Annotated in this window: 10 protein-coding genes; 6 read left to right on the top strand and 4 right to left on the bottom strand. The window is 69.3% G+C overall.

Translation table 11 applies throughout. The features are described from left to right. Positions 1-69: 69 nt before the first annotated feature. The 6 genes from KHU32_RS13815 to KHU32_RS23320 all read left to right on the top strand — a co-directional run bounded on the left by KHU32_RS13815 (position 70) and on the right by KHU32_RS23320 (position 8,910). On the top strand, positions 70-1,068 hold the full coding sequence (locus tag KHU32_RS13815; RefSeq protein ID WP_213670660.1) for a GNAT family N-acetyltransferase: 999 nt from the start codon (positions 70-72) through the stop codon (positions 1,066-1,068). Continuing rightward, positions 1,065-2,249 (top strand): glycosyltransferase family 4 protein, encoded by a 1,185-nt coding sequence (locus tag KHU32_RS13810; protein ID WP_213670659.1) that lies wholly within the window; start codon positions 1,065-1,067, stop codon positions 2,247-2,249. The genes KHU32_RS13815 and KHU32_RS13810 overlap by 4 nt, the downstream gene beginning before the upstream one ends. Beyond that, positions 2,249-3,403 (top strand): glycosyltransferase, encoded by a 1,155-nt coding sequence (locus tag KHU32_RS13805; RefSeq protein ID WP_213670658.1) that lies wholly within the window; start codon positions 2,249-2,251, stop codon positions 3,401-3,403. Before KHU32_RS13810 ends, KHU32_RS13805 begins: the two co-directional genes overlap by 1 nt. Continuing rightward, on the top strand, positions 3,403-4,434 hold the full coding sequence (locus tag KHU32_RS13800; protein ID WP_213670657.1) for a methyltransferase domain-containing protein: 1,032 nt from the start codon (positions 3,403-3,405) through the stop codon (positions 4,432-4,434). The genes KHU32_RS13805 and KHU32_RS13800 overlap by 1 nt, the downstream gene beginning before the upstream one ends. A gap of 360 nt (positions 4,435-4,794) precedes the next feature. Beyond that, positions 4,795-8,013, top strand: a complete 3,219-nt coding sequence (locus KHU32_RS13795; RefSeq protein WP_213670656.1) for a carbohydrate-binding domain-containing protein — start codon at positions 4,795-4,797, stop codon at positions 8,011-8,013. Between the two features lie 423 nt (positions 8,014-8,436). Continuing rightward, positions 8,437-8,910: a helix-turn-helix domain-containing protein gene (locus KHU32_RS23320; RefSeq protein ID WP_213670655.1), complete on the top strand. Its 474-nt coding sequence runs from the start codon at positions 8,437-8,439 to the stop codon at positions 8,908-8,910. Between the two features lie 25 nt (positions 8,911-8,935). On the opposite strand, the gene KHU32_RS13785 is transcribed toward KHU32_RS23320, so the two are convergent. The 4 genes from KHU32_RS13785 to KHU32_RS13770 form a co-directional block, all read right to left on the bottom strand. Continuing rightward, positions 8,936-13,231 carry a CheR family methyltransferase gene (locus tag KHU32_RS13785; protein ID WP_213670654.1) on the bottom strand — a complete coding sequence of 1,432 codons (4,296 nt, stop codon included), beginning with the start codon at positions 13,229-13,231 and terminating at the stop codon, positions 8,936-8,938. Positions 13,232-13,518: 287 nt separating this feature from the next. After that, positions 13,519-14,868 (bottom strand): HlyD family type I secretion periplasmic adaptor subunit, encoded by a 1,350-nt coding sequence (locus KHU32_RS13780; RefSeq protein WP_213670653.1) that lies wholly within the window; start codon positions 14,866-14,868, stop codon positions 13,519-13,521. After that, positions 14,865-16,586 carry a type I secretion system permease/ATPase gene (locus tag KHU32_RS13775; RefSeq protein WP_213670652.1) on the bottom strand — a complete coding sequence of 574 codons (1,722 nt, stop codon included), beginning with the start codon at positions 16,584-16,586 and terminating at the stop codon, positions 14,865-14,867. The genes KHU32_RS13780 and KHU32_RS13775 overlap by 4 nt, the downstream gene beginning before the upstream one ends. A 337-nt stretch (positions 16,587-16,923) precedes the next feature. After that, positions 16,924-17,655 (bottom strand): THxN family PEP-CTERM protein, encoded by a 732-nt coding sequence (locus KHU32_RS13770; RefSeq protein ID WP_213670651.1) that lies wholly within the window; start codon positions 17,653-17,655, stop codon positions 16,924-16,926. Positions 17,656-17,845: the final 190 nt, after the last annotated feature.

Genomic DNA, 17,845 nt, shown 5'->3' with positions numbered 1-17,845 from the left:
GCGAAGGAGAGGGCGAGGCGCGCGCTTCCGGCCTCGTCCGTCCGGCTGCATGGGGCGCCGCTCCGCGCCATGCCCGATTGGGCGGAGCCCTTCCTGGCGCCGGTCGATGGCGGCGACATCTTCGCCTCGCGCCTTTGGTACGACGCCACGCTCGCCCAGGCACTGCCCCGGAATGCGGCGGCGGAGCTCGCCGTGATCGGCGACGGCGCGGCCCTGGTGCCGCTGCGGCGTGGGCCCGGCCCGCTCGGTTCCCTCACGACGCCCTATACGCTCGAATGGCGGCCGCTTCCGGCGTCCGGCGAGGAAGCGACGGTGCATGGCGCCGGGCGCGGCTTCGGCGCCTGGCTGCGCGGCCGGCCGCCGCTGCGGCTGGAGGCGATGGATCCCGCCGCGCCGGGCCTGGAGGCCTTCCTGGAAGGCGTCGCCGAGGCAGGCATCTCGGTCCTGGCCTATCGCCATTTCGGCAATTGGCACGAGCCGCTGGCGGCCGATACCGGCTGGGCGAGCTACCTGGCCGACCGGCCTTCGGAGCTGCGCAACACCATCCAGCGCAAGCTGCGCCGCGCCGCACGGGATTTCCGCTTCGAGCTGCTGGACGCGCCGGGCACCGCCCTGGGCACGGGCATCGCCGCCTATGAAGAGGTGCGCGCGGCGAGCTGGAAGCCGCCGGAACCCTCGCCGGGCTTCGATGCCGTGCTGATGCGCGCGGCGGCGGGGCAGGGCGTGCTGCGCCTCGGCCTGCTGCGCGAGCCGGACGGCCGCGCGGTGGCCGCCCAATACTGGCTGGTCTCGGGCGGGCGCGCCTGGGTGCTGAAGCTCTGCCATGTCGAGGCCGCGCGCGGCGCCTCGCCCGGCACCGCGCTGACCGCCCTCATGATCCGGAGCCTCATCGAGCGCGACGGCGTGCGGGAGCTCGATTTCGGCCGGGGCGACGATGCCTATAAGCGCCTCTGGGCCTCGCGCCGCCGGCAGCGCATGGGCGCGGTCCTGGCGCATGCCTGGCATCCGGCCGGGCTCGCCGCGGTGGCGCGGCACCGGCTTTCGACCTTGCTGGGACGCGGCGCATGAAGATCCTCTACAGCCACCGCATCGCCTCGCGCGACGGGCAGGGCGTGCATCTGGACGCCATGGTCGGCGCGTTGCGCGCCCAGGGCCACGAGGTGCGCCTCGTCGGTCCCGCGAGCTACGACCAGGCGCAGCTGGGCGGGGACAGCCCCTGGGTCGGCCGCCTCCGCCGAGCCCTGCCGCGCGGCGTCGCCGAGCTGGCGGAGCTCGCCTATGCGCTGCCGGCCACCTGGCGCCTCGCGCGCGCGGCGGCCGAATTCCAGCCCGACGTGATCTACGAAAGGGCCAATCTCTACCATCTGGCCGGGCGCATCGTGTCCTGGCTGCGGGACATCCCGCTGCTGCTGGAGGTCAATGCGCCGCTGGCGGAGGAACGGGCGCGCTTCGGCGGTCTGGGCCTGCCGCGCCTCGCCGCCTGGATCGAGCGGCTGGCCTGGCGGGGCGCCCATCGCGCATTGCCCGTGACCGAGGTGCTGGCCGGCCGGCTGCTGGCGGGCGGCGTCGCGCGGGAGCGCATCGCCGTGGTTCCGAACGGCATCCATCTCGACGAATTTCCCGAACCGCCGGCGATCGCGGAGCGTGACCCGCTCGTGCTCGGCTTCGTGGGCTTCGTGCGCGACTGGCACGGGCTGGACGGCGTTCTGCGCGGCATGGCCGAGTGGCAGGGGCCGCCGGCGCTCTCGCTCGTCGTGGTCGGCGACGGGCCGGCGCGGGCGAGCCTGGAGCGCCAGGCGCGGGAGCTCGGCATCGCCGACCGCGTGAGCTTCACCGGCTTGGCCGAGCGCGAGCGCATCCCGGCCCTCGTCGCGGGCTTCGACGTGGCCCTGCAGCCGGCCTCGGTGCCCTATGCCTCGCCGCTGAAGGTCTTCGAGTACATGGCCGCCGGGCGTGCGATCGTGGCGCCCGACCAGCCCAATATCCGCGAGGTGCTGGAGGAGGGGCGAACGGCGCTGCTCTTCGACCCCAGGGATCCGCGCGGGCTCTGGCAGGCGGTGCATCGGCTGGCCTCCTCGGCCGGGCTGCGCGCGCGCCTGGGCGCCGCCGCCCGCGGGGAGGTGCTGCGCCGCGACCTGACCTGGGAGGGCAATGCGCGCCGCGTGGTGGCCATCGCGGAGGCCGAGATCGCGGCGCTCGGTCGCGGACGGCCGCGCCGCGCGCGCCTGCCGCTCGCGGGACGTCCGTGATGGATCTGCCGACGGGACCCGGCCTGATGCAGGAACTCGCAAGCCGTTTCGACGTGCCGCGCGTGCTTCACGTCCTGCCGAGCTTCGCCGTCGGCGGCGCGCAGGTCCGCTTCGCCGCGCTCGCCAACCGGTTCCAGGGGCGCTGGCGGCACGGCGTGCTCTCGTTGAACGGCGACGATGCCTGCGCCGAGCGGATCGGGACGGGCGTGCCCCTGACCATGATCCCCGCGCCCGACCTCTCCCGCTGCACGATGCCGCAGCGGATCTGGCGCATCTGGCAGTTGCTGCGCGAATGGCGACCGGATGTGCTGGTGACCGGCAATTGGGGCAGCATGGAATGGGCGATCGCCAATCGCCTGCCGCCTGGCATCCGCCATCTGCACATGGAGGACGGCTTTGGCCCGGAGGAGGCGGTGACGCAGCTGCGCCGCCGCGTGCTGGCGCGCCAATGGGCCCTGCGGCGCAGCACGGTGATCCTGCCCTCCACGCGGCTGCTGCGCCTGGCGCAGGAGGAGTGGGGGCTGCCGCCCGGGGCCCTTCGCTACATTCCCAATGGCATCGACCTGGCGCGGTTCAGCCCCGACGGGCCGGTGGCGCCGCTCGACATTCCGGGCGAGGGGCCGGTCATCGGGACGGTCGCGGCCCTGCGGCCCGAAAAGGCGCTCGACCGGCTTCTGCGCGCCTGTGCCTTGGTGATGAAGTCCGGAACGCCGTTCCGCCTCGCCATCATTGGCGACGGCCCGCAGCGGCCATCGCTCGAAAGCCTCGCGGAGGAGTTGGGCCTCGGGGATCGCGTGCGGTTCGTGGGCGCCATGCCCGATCCCGCCGCGGCCTATCGCGCCTTCGACCTCTTCGCCCTGTCGTCGAGCACGGAGCAGATGCCCTTCTCGATCCTCGAGGCGATGGCGAGCGGCCTGGCCGTGGCCACGACCGATGTGGGCGACGTCCGCGCCATGCTGGCGCCCGAGAATCTGGGGCAGGTCTCGGCGCTGAGCGATGTCGCCTTCGCCGCGGCGCTGCACGCCCTGCTGGTGGATACGGCGCTGCGCCTGGCCGTCGGCGAGGCCAATCGTGCCCGCGCGGAGCGGGAGTTCGACCAGGAGGCGATGTTCCAGTCCTACGCCGTCCTCCTGGATGGCAGGGAGATCGCCTGATGGATGGTGGCACCGGCCGGCCGAACCCGGCCTCCCTGCGCGGGATCCCGCTGCATTGCCCCGGCGACGGCCAGCCTCTCATGCCAGGGGCGTCGACGCTATTCTGCACGCATTGCGGCAAGTCCTATCCGGTGATCAGCGGCATCCCGGTGCTCATCCATGACGAGCGGTCCGTCTTCGCCGTGGCCGACTACACGGAAGGGCCTGGCTATGAGGGCGCGGCCTATGGGCGGGCCGCGGATCGCGCGAGCGGCCCGCGGCGGCTCTGGCGGCGGTGGATGCGGCGCCTCGCCGAGGCGCCTTCGTCCATCCGGCATCCGGGTCAGGACGACGCGCTGGCCTATGTCGCGCGCCTCCATCAGGACCCGCGCGTCCTCGTCGTGGGCTCGGGCGGCCTGCGGCTGGGCAGGCCGGGCGATTGCGTCATCCAGACCGACGTCGCCTTCGCGCCTGGCGTCGACACCATCGCCGACGCGCATGACCTGCCTTTCCCGGATGCGAGCTTCGATCTGGTGGTGGCGGTCGCGGTGCTGGAGCACGTGGCGGATCCGCAGCGCTGCGTGACGGAGTTCCATCGCGTCCTGGCGCCGGGTGGATACATCCATGCGGTGACGCCCTTCCTGCAGCCCGTGCATATGGGCGCCTACGACTTCACGCGCTTCACGCCGATCGGCCATCGCCGCCTCTTCCGTCACTTCGACGAGGTGGCGGCCGGCGTCGCGATGGGCACCGGCAGCGTCGCGGCCTGGGCGCTGCAGAGTGTGCTGCTCTCCGTCTCTTCCCGGAACTGGTGGCGGGCGGGGGCGCGGGCGGTGTCGCTGATGGCGACGCCAATCCTCCGGCGTTTCGACCGGTGGCTGCCCAACGGCGCGGATGCGGCGGGCGGATGCTGGTTCTTCGGCCGGCGCCGTGATGGCGAGCCCATCTCCGACCGGTCTTTGATGCAGGGATATCGAGAGAGTTTCGGCCTCGGCCCGCTAAGCTTACCTGCTTTGGGAGATGAGGGCGCTCAACCACGAGATCGCCACTGAAACGTTCCCTCTTCCTGTAACCATCCATCCAACACTAGGGGTGATCATGGAAGTGAAGGGGAGTTGACATGCAATGACGGCCTACCTTGCTGGTTTTGGAATGTGGCAAAATCGTGGTTCATTCCCTGTTATGCTAAATATACAGGTATGTAAAGATTTTTGACAGAAAGTGAAGTTTAAGACGTATAGAGTTTTATCATTGATAAGAATTTTTTTATTTATCATTTTGATGTTTATAAGTAATTATAAATTTTTTGTTTTGGTAAATTTCTTGTCGTCGGATTTAATGATTCTTCGCTTTGGTTTCGGCGGTCTGGCGGGCAGATGAGCGCCGCTGTGTGAGAACTATCGGAGAATCCATTGCCCGACATTGTTAGTCTCGGTTTCGAGAATGCTGGCATCTCGACGTTGCAGGCCGGAGTGGCCAGCTTCGGCCAGGTCTTCCTTCCCGGTGAAGTTCCCCAGGGTTCTTCGCTCACCGCCGATTTCGGCGGCGTCTCCCACGCGGTTCAGCTCGATGTGAAGACACGCTACGCCGATGGTTCGGTGAAGATGGCGGTGCTGTCCGTCGAGCGTCCCGCCATCGCCGCCGGCACCACGCTCGACGTCAAGCTCGCGACCGGCGCGCCCACCTCCGCCGCTGCCATCGAGCTCAACCAGGCGCTGTCCGGCCACTCCTTCGTGGTCGATCTCGATATCCATGGCGGTTCGCATGTCAGCGTGGACGTGCTCGACGCCCTGCAGAAGGCCATGGCCGCCGGCACCGCCAGCTTCTGGCAGCAGGGTGAGCTGGCGACCCAGGCGCGCGTGGAGGTCGACCTCGCCGGCTCCCAGCGCCTCGTCTTCGACGTGACGGCCTATAAGGGCGGCGGCTTCTCGGTCGACGCCCAGTTCAACAACGACGGCGCCATGGGCGCCTCGGGCGGCCGCGTCGACTACGACCTCACCGTCCACATGGACGGCCGCGAGGCGGCCCGCGAGACGGTAAGCCAGGCCCAGTACCAGAACTGGCACGAGAGCTTCTCCAGCAACGCCGCCGATGGCGGGCAGGGGACGGGCGATCCCAGCGCCGGCTGGCTGAACATCCGGCACGACGTCTCCCATCTGCAGGAGGCCGGCGTCGTCGCCGGCTACGACCTGGGGCTTTCGGTCAATCCGAGCCTTCTCGCCGAATATGCCGCCGCCACCCAGGCCGCGGGCTGGGGCGATCCGCTCGCGATGAACGGCGTCTCGCCCTACATGCCGGGCACTGGCGGCCGCGCGGATATCGGCTTCACCACGCTGGCCAATACCTCCTGGCTGATCAGCCAGGACGCGCATGCGGCGGCCTATGCGATGGGCCAGGCAGAAGCTTCCGGCTCGGTGCCCTGGAACTTCTGGGACGCCGCGAACAAGACCTGGCTGAGCACCGACGACTATCCCCAGCTCTGGACGGATGGCCGCGGCGGCACCGGCACGCCCGGCGACGCCAACTCGGGCGGGCTCACCCAGCAGGTGCCGGACGACACGGGCTGGACCGTGGACGTCGCCCACCAGCCGAACCTCTCTTTCGTGCCCTATGTGCTGACGGGCGAGCGCTGGATGCTCGACAACCTTTCGGCGCAGGCTGCCTCCAACATCCTCGGCCAGTACCCGCCGACGCGCGGCGGTGCGGACGACAACGTCATCAACGAGAACCAGGTGCGAGGCGCGGCCTGGGCGCTGCGCGAGATCGACGAGGCGGCCTGGACCGCGCCGGATGGCAGCCCCGAGCAGGCCTATTTCCAGAAAGCCTCGGCCGACAACTACGCCTGGCTCGTCTCCAAGATCCCGGAATGGACCGCGCAGCAGGGCGAGGCGCATGGCTGGGTGCCGGGAAACTATGGCGCCGCGGGCGCGATGCCGCCCTGGCAGCAGGACTACTTCGCCTCCACCGTGATCGCGGCCGCCAGCCGCGGCAACGCGGATGCGCTGACCTTCCTGAACTGGCAGGCCAATTTCCTCGTGGGCCGCTTCACCCATGCGGCGGAGGGCTTCGACCAGCATGATGGCGCGGCCTATCTGATCGCCATCAGCGATACCGCTGATGGTTCCGCGCCCTACACGACCTGGGCGCAGATCGGCGAGCAGACCGAGGCGCGCGGCTGGAGCAACGGGGACGGCTGGTCCCAGACCCAGGGCGACTATGCGCAGCTGGCGCTGGCGACGCTGGCGGGCATCTACCGGCTGACCGGCTCGGCCGAGGCGAAGGCGGCCTATGACGCGCTGATGCACGACGCGCCGCCCTTCACCGGGACGAGCGACTACCAGCGCGACCCGACCTACGCCATCGCGGGACCGGACGGTTCGGCGCCGAAGCCGGGGGTCAGCCCCGACCATGTCGGCCAGGTGCCGGTGGTGACGCCGCCTGAACCCGGCAACGGTTCGGGCGAGCATCCGGGGACGGATCCGGGCACGATCCCCGGGACGGATCCGGGAACGCATCCCGGCACGGATCCCGGTACCCATCCCGGCACCGATCCGGGCACGACACCCGGTAAGCCGGAAGCCGGCCATCCTGGCGACCACGTCTCGCTTGCCGTCGTGCTCGGCGCGGAGAGCTGGAATGGCGACCCTCTCGCCGTCATTCGCGTCGACGGGGAGGAGGTGTTCCGCGGGACGGTCTCGGCCCAGCACACCGCCGGCGGCGAGAAGATCGATCTCGGCGACTACGCGGCGGACGCGGCGCATAAGATCACCGTGGAGTTCCTCAACGATGCCTGGGGCGGGTCGGCCGACACCGATCGCAACCTCCATGTCCAGGCCGTGCTGGTGAATGGCGTGGACACCGGCCAGCACCAGGCACTGCTGGAGAATGGCGAGGCGGACTTCGCCATCTCGCCCACCTCTCCGGGCACGACGCCGCCGGGCCAGACGGAAGGTGGCACCGCGCCGTCGACCGGGCCGGACGTGCTGCGCCTCGCGCTGTCGCAGGACGAATGGCGGGGCGATGCCCAGTACGCCGTCCTGGTCGATGGGCAGGAGGTAAGCCGCGGCGCGGTCACGGCGTCGCATGCGGCGGGGGAGCAGCAGTTCCTCGAGCTGACGGGCAACTTCTCCGACGGCGAGCATGCGGTGACGGTGCGCTTCCTCAACGATGCCTGGGGCGGAACCGCGGATACGGATCGAAACCTCTACCTCGATTCCGCTTCGCTGAACGGAGTGGATCTCCACTTCGCCGCAAGCCTTTTCAACGAAGGCGATGCGGCCTTCTCCTTCAGTGGCGCGAAGGCGGCGGCACCGGTGGCGCTCGCTGCGGCGGATGTCTCCCGGATCCTCGTCTCGGAGGACGGGCACGGGGTCACGGCGGCCACGCCGGGTGAGGGGGCGGGGCAAGAGGTCGCCGCGACCGCTTCGCAGGCCCAGACCGAGGCGGAGGCAATCGAGCTTCAGCATTCGATCGACCAGGGGCATGATCCGGCGGCCGCTTCCCTGCAGGACGGCGTGGGGACTGCCCCGGCGGATCACAACCTTTACGTTGAGGTCGTGTCATCCAACGAGATGGAGCATCATGTCCAAACCCCGGTGCCCCACCAGGGAGATGCGATTTTCTCGTTCTAGGACAGTCGATTAAATAGTTAATTGCGTTAGCTATGAGATTGCGTGCAATCCACGCTCTTCGTTCTGCGCAATTTGGGGCCGGGTATTTTCCGCAGAGCGACGCCCGGCTCCTATAATGATTGCAACCCTCGGGCGAGTTGGCGCCCGAGGGGCCCTTGCCGACCCAAAAATCCATGTCCTGGCCTGAGTATTTTCCGATCCTGTCACGGCGGCAGGGCGTCAGGTAATTTCCTTCTCGATCAGTCGTGTGACGAAAACCGCACGGCGCGATCAACTGGAAGGGAAACTCAGCCGTCCTATCCGTATTGAGGGCTGATGCCGAGCGCCACAGCGGCGTCACCAGGCTTCACCGAGGCATAGGTCAGTTATGTCCAGGTCACGGCGGCATATGGAAGTGAAGGAGGGTAAGGGATGCTGCACAGTGTGAAAATCGGATCTGGCGATGGCCGGATCGACACAAACGCCGGCCGCGCTCAGCTGGCCGACGAGGTGGGGCTCAATAACCGATCGCCGACTTCCGCCGATGCTCGGGTCGGTGTGCGGATCAAGGAGCTCCGGCGCGCCGCCGGTCATACGCAGAAGGAGATCGCCATGGCGATCGGCGTGACCGGCGCGCAGTTCCACCGCTACGAGACGGGCGCGACGCGCGTCGCCGCGAGCCGGCTCATGGCCATCGCAGCTGCTCTGGGCACGCGGCCCGAGGTGCTGATGAGCGCCAAGGCGACCACCCCGGCCATGCCCGCCCAGCTGCTCGACGGCGCGGCGTCCGACGATCTGGTCGAGCTCGTCGAGGCCTATGGGGCCATCAGCGATCCGCGCCGGCGGCTCGCCCTCATTGCCTTTGCCCGGGCCGTCGCCCGTGGCCCGGGATCGGATGAGGCCCTCACGGCGGAGTAGGACCACAGCCTCCTCCGTACGCCGGTTAAGGCGCGGCCACCACGATCCGGATCAGTTCCGAGAGTGACCGCGCACCCAGCTTGGACATCAGGGCCGCCCGGTGGTTCTCGACCGTCCTCTGGCTCAGGTTCAATTCCGCCGCGATGATCTTGTTCGGCATGCCGGCGACGATCCTTTCCAGGATCTCGCGCTGGCGTTGCGTGAGGCTGGCCAGGCGCACCGTCAGCTCTGTCCTTGAGGCTTGGTGCTGGGCGCTGGCTGCCACCTTCAGCATGGCCTTCTCGATGCTTCGCAGCAGCGCGTCGTACTGGACGGGGCGCTTGATGAAATCGATCGCGCCCTCCGAGATCGCCCGCACCGCCAGGCGGATGTCGCCTTGCTCGGCGAGCATGATCACCGGCAGCCGGTGGCTCAAAGGCCGCAGGATGCCCAGCAGCGCGAGGCCGCCCATCCCCGCCAGCGACCAGTCGACCAGCACGCAGCCGCGGCGTTCCGGCGTGTCGCTGTCGAGAAAGACCTCCGCGCTTGCGAAGCATTCCGTGACCCAGCCGTGGTTCTGCAGCCATTCCCCCATGGCGAGGCGTGAGGTGGCATCGCTGTTCACGATGAAGATCCGGCCCAGCGAGGCGGGCATCGTGGCGGGCGCGCTGGCCCGTGGAAGCTGGCGTCGGATGAGTTCGAGCAGTTCCTCAGGCCGGATCGACTCCGGCACGTGCGTGAAGTCGGCGCTGGCGATGTCATGCAGCAGGGCGGCTGGAAGATCGCCCGTCAGCAGGATGGCGGGCGGCGGCGGGTCCTGCGTGTCGCCGATCCGCCGTGCGAGATCGAGGCCGGTAAGGCGGCCAGGCAGCTCGTATTCCGCGACGATGAGCGCCGGCGGGTGCTCGACGGCAAGGCCGATGGCGTAGGGGGCGTCCGTCGCCAGCATCGCCGTATAGCCGTCCTGCTCGAGCAGGAGCCGCAGCGAGTCGGCGAGCATGGACATCTCGCCGACGATGAGGATCGGCCGTTGTCCCTCCTGATCCCCGCCGGAAAGCAGACGCGTTGCCGGGCGCGCGGCCGTCGGCAGTTCCATGATGAAGGCCGGCGTGCCCGGGACGCGTGTTTCGAGGCGGATCGGATGGCCGAGGAGCTCGCTCAGGCGATGCGCGACCTCCAGGCCGAAGCGGGAAGCATCTGCACTTTCGCCGAAGGCCGGCCCGTCCACGCGGGGATCGAAGGAGGCGCGGAGCACCGGAAGCGGGATCTGCAGCCCCTCGCTCCAGACCTCCAGGCCGAGAAGCTCGCCCCGGCGCCGGCAACCGACGAGGATCCGCCCCGTCGCCGTATAGCGCAGGAGGACGGAGATGAGGTTCCTCAGCACCTGGTGCAGGAGCTGCGCGTCGCTGACCACCACGCGCTCGCTTGCAAGGACGCGCCAGCGCAGGCCGCGCGCACGGACCTCCTGGGTGAAATCCAGGTCGATCTCCTCCAGCAGCGCGCCGAGCGCGAAGGTCGAGGAGCTCATGTTGAAGGTACCCAGATCGAGCCGGGCGCCGTCCTGCAAGGCATCCAGGATGCCCGACATTTCGCGCAGCCCGATCTCGAGGCCGCGCTGCTTCGGCGTCAGACCAGCCGGGCCTTCGGGCTCGCGCAGGCCCTGGGACAGCTCCTCGATATCCCGCAGCGAGGGGCGCAGCTCCTGGCTGATGGTGGCCAGGAGCCGCGATTTCTCGCGGTTGGCACGCTCGGCTGCCGCCTTCGCTTTTTCGAGGCCGGCGGTCGCGACGACGCGCTCGGTGACATCCTCCACGACGATGAGCGTCCGGCCCGGCGGCACGCGGCTGACCGCCAGCCGCAGCGTCCGCAGGCCCATCGCGGGCAGGGTGGCCTGGATCACGCAGTCCTCGATCCGCTCGAACCGGTCGTCGCGGCCGGTGAGGAAGGTTGCGAGATGCGGCACGGCGCGCAGCGCGGGTCCGATGAGCAGGCGGAGCGTATTCTCGTCGTCGTGCCCGTCATCGGAGCCGAAGGTCTCGTGGAAGGCGTCGTTGGCGAAGACGACGTGCAGGTTCGCGTCCATCATGACGACCGGCCGGCCGTAGCTCTGGACGATGTCGGCCGCCATGCCGCGTAGCGCATCCGCGCGGTTTCCAGCGGCCTTGGTCTCCCGGATATCGGCATAGGTGACGACCAGGCCGGTCACGGCCTCATGCCGGTCCAGGCAGGGATGGATCCGCCGCATGAGCCAGGCCCCGTCAGGCCCTTCCAGCTCCCGGCTAGCCGTCCCCCGCGTCGCCAGGACGCGCGCGGCGCCCTCCAGGAGGTCCGGGTCGTCGACCAACGGCGCGATATCGGCCAGCGGCCGGCCGATGTCGCCCGGGATCATCCGGAATGGCAGCAGCGGCGAGGAGGTGAAGAAGCGGATGGAGAGCGCCGGGTCGAGCACCAGCATCGCGATGCCGCAGCTGCGCAGGATATCCTGCAGCCGTTCCACGCCGCGCTGCCGCCGGCGCTCCTCCTCCAGCTGCGCATGGGCCGAGGCGAGTTCTTCCTGAAGCGACAACGCCTCTTCGCGCGCGAGGCTCGCTTGCTGCCGAAGGGCGGCGAGTTGCAGGCGCTGGCTCTCGATCGCTTCCCGCAGCGTCTCGCTTTCCTCGGCCAGGTCCGGGTCGATGGGTCTGCTCGGCTGCGGTGCGCCGGCCGGGGCAGCAACCGGCAGCTCGTGCAGGCTGACCAGCAGCAGTGCCCGATCACCGTCGCGCAGATGCCGCGCGCGGATGGCGACGGGTTGGGCGATGGAATCCGTCCCGGGGCGCAGGGCCTGCCAGGACTGGTCCTGGCCGGTTCGCCAGGCTTTTGTGACAGCGTGCGAAAGGCCGCGACGAAGCCACGGCGCGGCGTGGGAGAGGAGATCCTCCGGCGTGTCGCCGATCGCCACCTCGGCGAAGCGCTCGACGGGGCCGACCGTGGCGGCCACGCCCCTGGCTGCATCGATCAGGATGGCGGCGGGGTTGAATTCCTCGGCGGCGGCGCGCTTGGCCAGGGCGAGGTCCTGCGGCATCGCCTGGGCGGAGGCATTTCGCCGCGCCGGCGCCCGGGCACTGTCCATGGCCGCGATGCGCCGGAGGAGATGCGGCCGTACGGAGATCGGGTCGAACCCTGCATCGGCCGGAACCTCCTCGCCTTCCGGCAGGTAGAGCAGCCCCGCGGGGTTCAGCGCGAAGCGGAAGGCGCCCAGGACCCGCGATCGCGTCGCCGGCAGAAGCGCGCCCGGCAGGCTCGGGCAGGCGATGAGGTCGATGCGGGAGAAGGGGGGATCGTGCAGGAGCTCATGCGTGCCGAAGACGATGCGGGAGCGAAGCGCGTCTTCCACCCGCCATTCGCCGTCCTGCTCACGAAGATATCGCCCGACATGGGAGGGCGGGATCTTGGCGACGGCCTCGCGCGGATAGATGCCCCGGCGCGCCTGATCGATCGCGGCCGCGCTGGGGTCGGAAGCGAGGACCTGCAGGGCGAGGCCGGCCTGGATGGCCGCCGCATTGGCGGCCATCGCGATCGCGTAGGCGGCCTCGCCGGTGCCGCAGCCTGGCACCCAGACGCGAAGGTGGGCGGAGGCAGGGGCACGGGCGGCGGCCAGCGCTGGCAGGAAGCGTTCCTCGAGCATCGCAAGATCGGCGGGATCGCCGAGAAGGCCTTCCGGCTTCTGGGAAGCAGCACCAATCGCGGCGTCCATCCGCGGGCTTTCGCTGGGCGGGATTGCGCGCCGGGCCGCCCGGCGGGCGCGAAGCGGCCGGGCCTCGACGCTTTTGGGGTCGAGCCGGGCAGGGGGGGTTGTCTCGCCCTGGAACAATTCCTCCGCCCAGCCGGCGTGGCGGAGGGCAAGTTCCGCGTCGATGAGATGCCCGCCGGCCTCGCGGAACAGCTCGGCCCCGGGGAGTTGTCGCGAGGCCCTCGGCATGATGGCCACGGCCTTGGCGCCGTGGCTCATCGCGAGGTCGCGCAGCATGTCGTCGAAGGCAGCCCGCGGATCGGAGCGGGAGGCCGGCGCCAGTGCATGCAGCGCCCCCGCCGTCACGTTGAAGGCGCCCGCCGCGCTCACGTGAAGCTGGTCGGCCAGGATGGGCATTCCATCGGCGGCGGTGACGGCCGGAAGGGGCGGCGAGGTCGACAGCTGTTTCGTCAGCTGGGCCACCTGTTCCTGCGTGTCGAGAAAGAGGACGAAGCCCATCCGCCTGCCAAGCGGCAGGACCGCCAGGAGATCCGCGGCCTTTTCCAATCCTTCTGCCTGCAGCGTGACGATGATCTCCGCCAGGCAGGTGCTGGGGGAGTCGGCGTTCAAGCGCGTCCCCTCGTCATCGCTGTCCGAGCGAATGGGCGGTCATCGGGAGAGCCATCTCGGTTTGCATTCTGGTTTATATGATACCGAATTGCCGACTGGCCGCCATTAATAAAATCAGCGAAAAATACGAGTAAATTTTATATTTTGTGAAACTAATTTTCTTTTTGCGTCCAAAAATAGAATTAATTGTAAGTGTTATTCACATCCCTGGGATCGCACCTTGTCGGAGCGTCCCAGGCGTGGATGATCCGTCGATATTTCCGCGCCGACGACAGAAAAGCTGGAGCCTATTGCTCCGTGAAGGCGCGGGTCAGACTGTCGCGGATAGGTTGAGTCAAATATTTCCAGAAGCTTCGTGTCCCGATCTGAATGTAACTCTCAACCGGCATGCCCGCGACGAGCGTCACGCCGGGAAGCGCCGCCAGCTGCTCCTCGTCGATGCGGATATGCGCGCGGAAATGGCTGGCCTGGGTCTGCGGGTCCGTCGTCACGTCGGCGGCCACGAAGGTCACGTGGCCGTGCAGCACCGGAACCAGGCGCGCACGGAAGGCCGGGAGCCGCACATCGGCCGGAAGCCCGGCATGCACCACGTCGATGTCGTTCGGCTGCACATTGACCTCGGCGACCAGCCGATCGGCCGCGGGCACCAGATCCATGACGGGATCGCCGGGCCGCAGTACGGCGCCCAGCGTGAACTGGCGCAGGTTCACCACCGTGCCGGCCTCCGGCGCCAGAAGCTCGCGGCGCGCGGAGACATCGGCGGCCGCGCGCAGGCGCTCCTCCGCCTCGGCCAGGCGCCCGGCGACGTCCCGCGCCTCGGTCCCAACCTCCTGCCGGCGCATGTCGCGGGCCTGGGTGATGCCGTTCCGCGCCTCGGCGATCATGCCCTCGGCGCGTCGCACCTGGCCCAGAAGGTCCTGCTCCTGGCCTTCCAGCGCCGCCAGGCCCCGCTGCAGGGCCAGCAGGTCGGGAATGCGAGCCAGCCCCTGGCGCACCAGGTTGCTGCGCATCGCCTCCTCCTGCCGCATGAGATCGAGCTGCCGATGCGTCGCCTCGATCTGCCCCTCGGCGCCCGCGATCGCGGCCTGCTGTTGCGACACCCGCGATTCCAGGACCGTGAGCTGGCTGGCGAGGCTGGCCTGCCGCGCGTCGAAAAGCGCGCGCTGGCCGGCCATGGCTTCCTGCGCGCGGAAATTCCCGGCGGAGGCGAGATCGGCGGGGAAGCTGATCGCGGAGGCATCGGCGGCCTCGGCCTCCAGCCGTGCCGCCTGGGCGAGCAGCGCGAAGCGTTGCGCCCGGAAGCCTTCGAGCGCCGAGCCGGACTGAACGTCGTCCAGCCGCATGACGGGCTGCCCGGCCTCGACGCGGCTGCCGTCGCGCACCAGGATCTCCCGGACGATGCCGCCCTCGAGATGCGACAGCGTGCGCCGCGTGCCCTCGACCTTGATGACGCCCGGCGCGATCGCCGCCTCGGCCAACGGCGCGAGCACCGCCCAGGTCATGAACCCGCCGAAGAGGCCCACGGTGATGATCAGGCCGGCGGCGACGAGGCGCTTCGTGTGCGGGCGATCCCGGTCGCCGGTGCTGAAGTCCAGGCCGATGGCGGTGGCGGGCACGAGGCCCTGGCGGATGTTCATGGCGTTTCCTCCGCAACGGCGGCGAGGCGGGCGGCGGGCGGCGCCAGCCGGCGCATGACCTCGCCCCTGGGCCCGATGGTGGCGACGGTGCCGGCTTTCAGAACCAGCACCTTGTCGAGGGCCTGGACCAGCGAGGGCCGGTGCGTGACGGCCACGACCGTCGTGCCCTGCTCCTTCAGCGTGGCCAGGGCGCGGGCCAGCGCCTGCTCGCCCTCGCCGTCGAGGCTGGCGCTCGGCTCATCCAGCACGACGAACTTCGGATCGCCGAAGAAGGCGCGGGCCAGGCCGATCATCTGCCGCTGCCCGCCCGAGAGATGGATACCGCCCTCGCCGATCTGCGTGTCGTAGCCTTCGGGGAGGCGCAGGATCATCTCGTGGCAGCCGGCGAGCTTCGCGGCCTCGAAGACCGCTTCCGGCCCGGAATCGGTCAGGCGGGCGATGTTGCTGAACACGGTGCCGTCGAAGAGCTCGATATCTTGCGGCAGGTAGCCGACGTGGCGGCCGAAATCCTCGCGCTGCCAGAGGAAGACATCCGCGCCGTCGAGCCGGACATGGCCGGTGGAAGGCGGCGCCACGCCGACCAGCAGGCGCAGCAGCGTCGTCTTGCCGGCGGCCGACGGGCCGATGATGGCCAGGGATTCGCCGGGCGAGAGGGCGAAGCCGACGCCCTTGAGCACGGCCTCCTGGCTGCCCGGGATCACGTAGGAAAGGCGCTCGACCGAGAGCCAGCCGGCCGGGGAGGGCAGGCGCATCCCCTCGGGTCGAAGGCGGGGCAAGGCCAGGAAGGTCTGCAGCCGGCGGAAGGACTGCCGCGCGTCGACCAGCTGCTTCCAGGCGCCGACCAGCTGTTCGACCGGGGCCAGCGCCCGGCCCATGATGATGGAGGCCGCGATGGAGGAGCCCGCCGTCATCTGCTGCCGCAGCACCAGCCAGGCGCCGAGGCCCAGGATCGCGAGCTGGACGGCGAGGCGGGCGAAGCGGGTGAGGCCGGTGATCCAGCTGGCCCGGTCGGCCGCGCGGGACTGCGGCGGGATCATCCGCGCCACCTCCTCCTGCCAGCGCGACAGGACGGCCGGCAGCATCCCCATGCTGTCGATCACCTCGGCATTGCGGCCGATGGCGTCGGCGCGGCGCTGCGTGGCCTGGGCCGCCGTTCCCGCCTCCCGCAGCAGGCGCGTGGTCACGGCCTCGCTGACGAGGGTGAGGAGCATCAGCAGCAGGGCGCCGCCCAGCGCCACGGCGCCGAGGATCGGGTTCAGGAGGAAGATCACGAAGAGGTACACCGGCACCCAGGGCAGGTCGTAGATCGCCAGCATGCCGGGCGAACCGAGGTAGCCCCGAACCGTGGAAAGGTCCCGCAGCGCCTCCATGCGATAGGGCCGGCCGCGCAGCCGCGCCTCCAGCGCGCGCGCGAAGCCCTCGGGCGCGATCCGGCGCTCCATCCATCCCGCCATGCGGCGCATGATGGCGCCGCGGATCGCGTCCAGCGCGGCGAGGACGCCGATGGCCGCGATCGCGATGATGGTCAGATAGACGAGGGTGTCGGTGTTGCGCGTGGTCAGCACGCGGTCGAAGACCTGCATCATGTACAGCGACACCGTCAGCTGCAGCAGGTTCGCGACGCCGGAGAAGACGCCGACGGTCCAGAAAAGACCGCGGCACGAGGCGATGGCGCGCGTGAGCGCGGTATCGCCGGTGTTGGATATAGGACTTGCCATAGGGATGGGGCGCTGCGACCGAGGCCGCGTGGCTGATCTCCTGATGAGGGCCGCGTCGTGAGGGCCAGGGAGGAGAGGCCGGGTGGCCGGCGAGGCGGGCGATTGCGCCAGTCTGCTGCCATCCGTCCTCCCCGAGCCGGTCCCCGCCTTCGGCGGTCCTGGGCTGGAAACGCGACGGATCGCGCCTGGTCGGTGGCGGCGAAATGTATGCCGCATCGCAACAATGCAAGGATTTTAAACGGAGCTGCAGGTAAACTTTACGCCTCTCCGAGAGGCGCCGCAGCGGAAGGCGGGAGAGGAAGGCAAGCCTTCCTCTCCCCATCGAGCGATCCGGAGATCAGCTCTGGCGGCGCTTGCGGGCCGCGGCGAGGCCAAGCAGGCCGGCACCGAGGATCGCGAAGCTGGCAGGCTCCGGCACGGGGGTCGGGGTGGTGATCCGCGCATAGAGCTGGATGCTGTTCGAGCCGCCTTCCTGGCTGATGAAGGAGCTGCTGATGGTGGCGCCCCCATTGCTCGAGAAGCCGAGCAGCTCGATCGTGTAGGGCACGCCGCCGATCATGAAGGACGACGAGGTGGTCAGGTTGTTGAAGGTGATGCGGTCCGCGCAGGGCGTGGTGCTGGGATAGGCGCAGGGCGGGGTGTTCGGGGTCTCGTCGATCAGGAACTGGTAGCTGAAGGTCTGCGTGCTGGGCACGGCGCCCGCGATGGTGGTCGCGAGGTTCAGGCGGGCGGAGCTGGCCGCCGTGCCGCTGTTGATCGGCTCATTGTAGTGCGTCAGCGTGCCGAGCAGGAAGGTGGTGTCCGTGTTGACGACGGCTGCCGGCGGGTTGGCGGGATTGAAGCCCAGGCCGCTCTGGCTGTTCGAGGGGGAGCCCCAATGGACCTGCGTGACCGTGTTGTTGCCGGTGCCCGAGGTGCCCGTGTTGACGTTGGTGCCGCCGACCACGTTCGACCAGCTCGGCGCCGTGGCATTGATGGTGACGGAGGCGGCGCTGGCGACAGCAGGGCCGAAGATGACTGCCATCGATAGGGCGGCGGCAGAAGCGGCGCCGCGCATATTCATGAACATGATAGCTCTCCCTGGTTTCGTCGCGCCCCGGGGTTGGAGTGCCGACCAATCAGGCAAAGCAGGTTCCGTGCCACTCTATAATATTAAGTGATTTCAGTAATATACTGACGAAAATCTGGACTCCGGAATTCGAGGTGTCAACTTCGCCGACCAGGTCATCGGGGCGAAACGGCACCCGCCGCCGTTCCGC

Source organism: Roseococcus pinisoli, assembly GCF_018413645.1.
GTDB lineage: Bacteria > Pseudomonadota > Alphaproteobacteria > Acetobacterales > Acetobacteraceae > Roseococcus > Roseococcus pinisoli.
The sequence above is the reverse complement of the archived record's forward strand: the minus strand, read 5'-3'. Positions and strand labels throughout refer to the sequence as shown.

Bases quoted from the DNA above. Each gene is read 5' to 3' on its own strand.
- KHU32_RS13815 (WP_213670660.1), top strand. From the start codon at position 70: ATGCCCGATTGGGCGGAGCCCTTCCTGGCGCCGGTCGATGGCGGCGAC.
- KHU32_RS13810 (WP_213670659.1), top strand. From the start codon at position 1,065: ATGAAGATCCTCTACAGCCACCGCATCGCCTCGCGCGACGGGCAGGGC.
- KHU32_RS13805 (WP_213670658.1), top strand. From the start codon at position 2,249: ATGGATCTGCCGACGGGACCCGGCCTGATGCAGGAACTCGCAAGCCGT.
- KHU32_RS13800 (WP_213670657.1), top strand. From the start codon at position 3,403: ATGGATGGTGGCACCGGCCGGCCGAACCCGGCCTCCCTGCGCGGGATC.
- KHU32_RS13780 (WP_213670653.1), bottom strand. From the start codon at position 14,868: ATGAACATCCGCCAGGGCCTCGTGCCCGCCACCGCCATCGGCCTGGAC.
- KHU32_RS13775 (WP_213670652.1), bottom strand. From the start codon at position 16,586: ATGGCAAGTCCTATATCCAACACCGGCGATACCGCGCTCACGCGCGCC.
- KHU32_RS13770 (WP_213670651.1), bottom strand. From the start codon at position 17,655: ATGTTCATGAATATGCGCGGCGCCGCTTCTGCCGCCGCCCTATCGATG.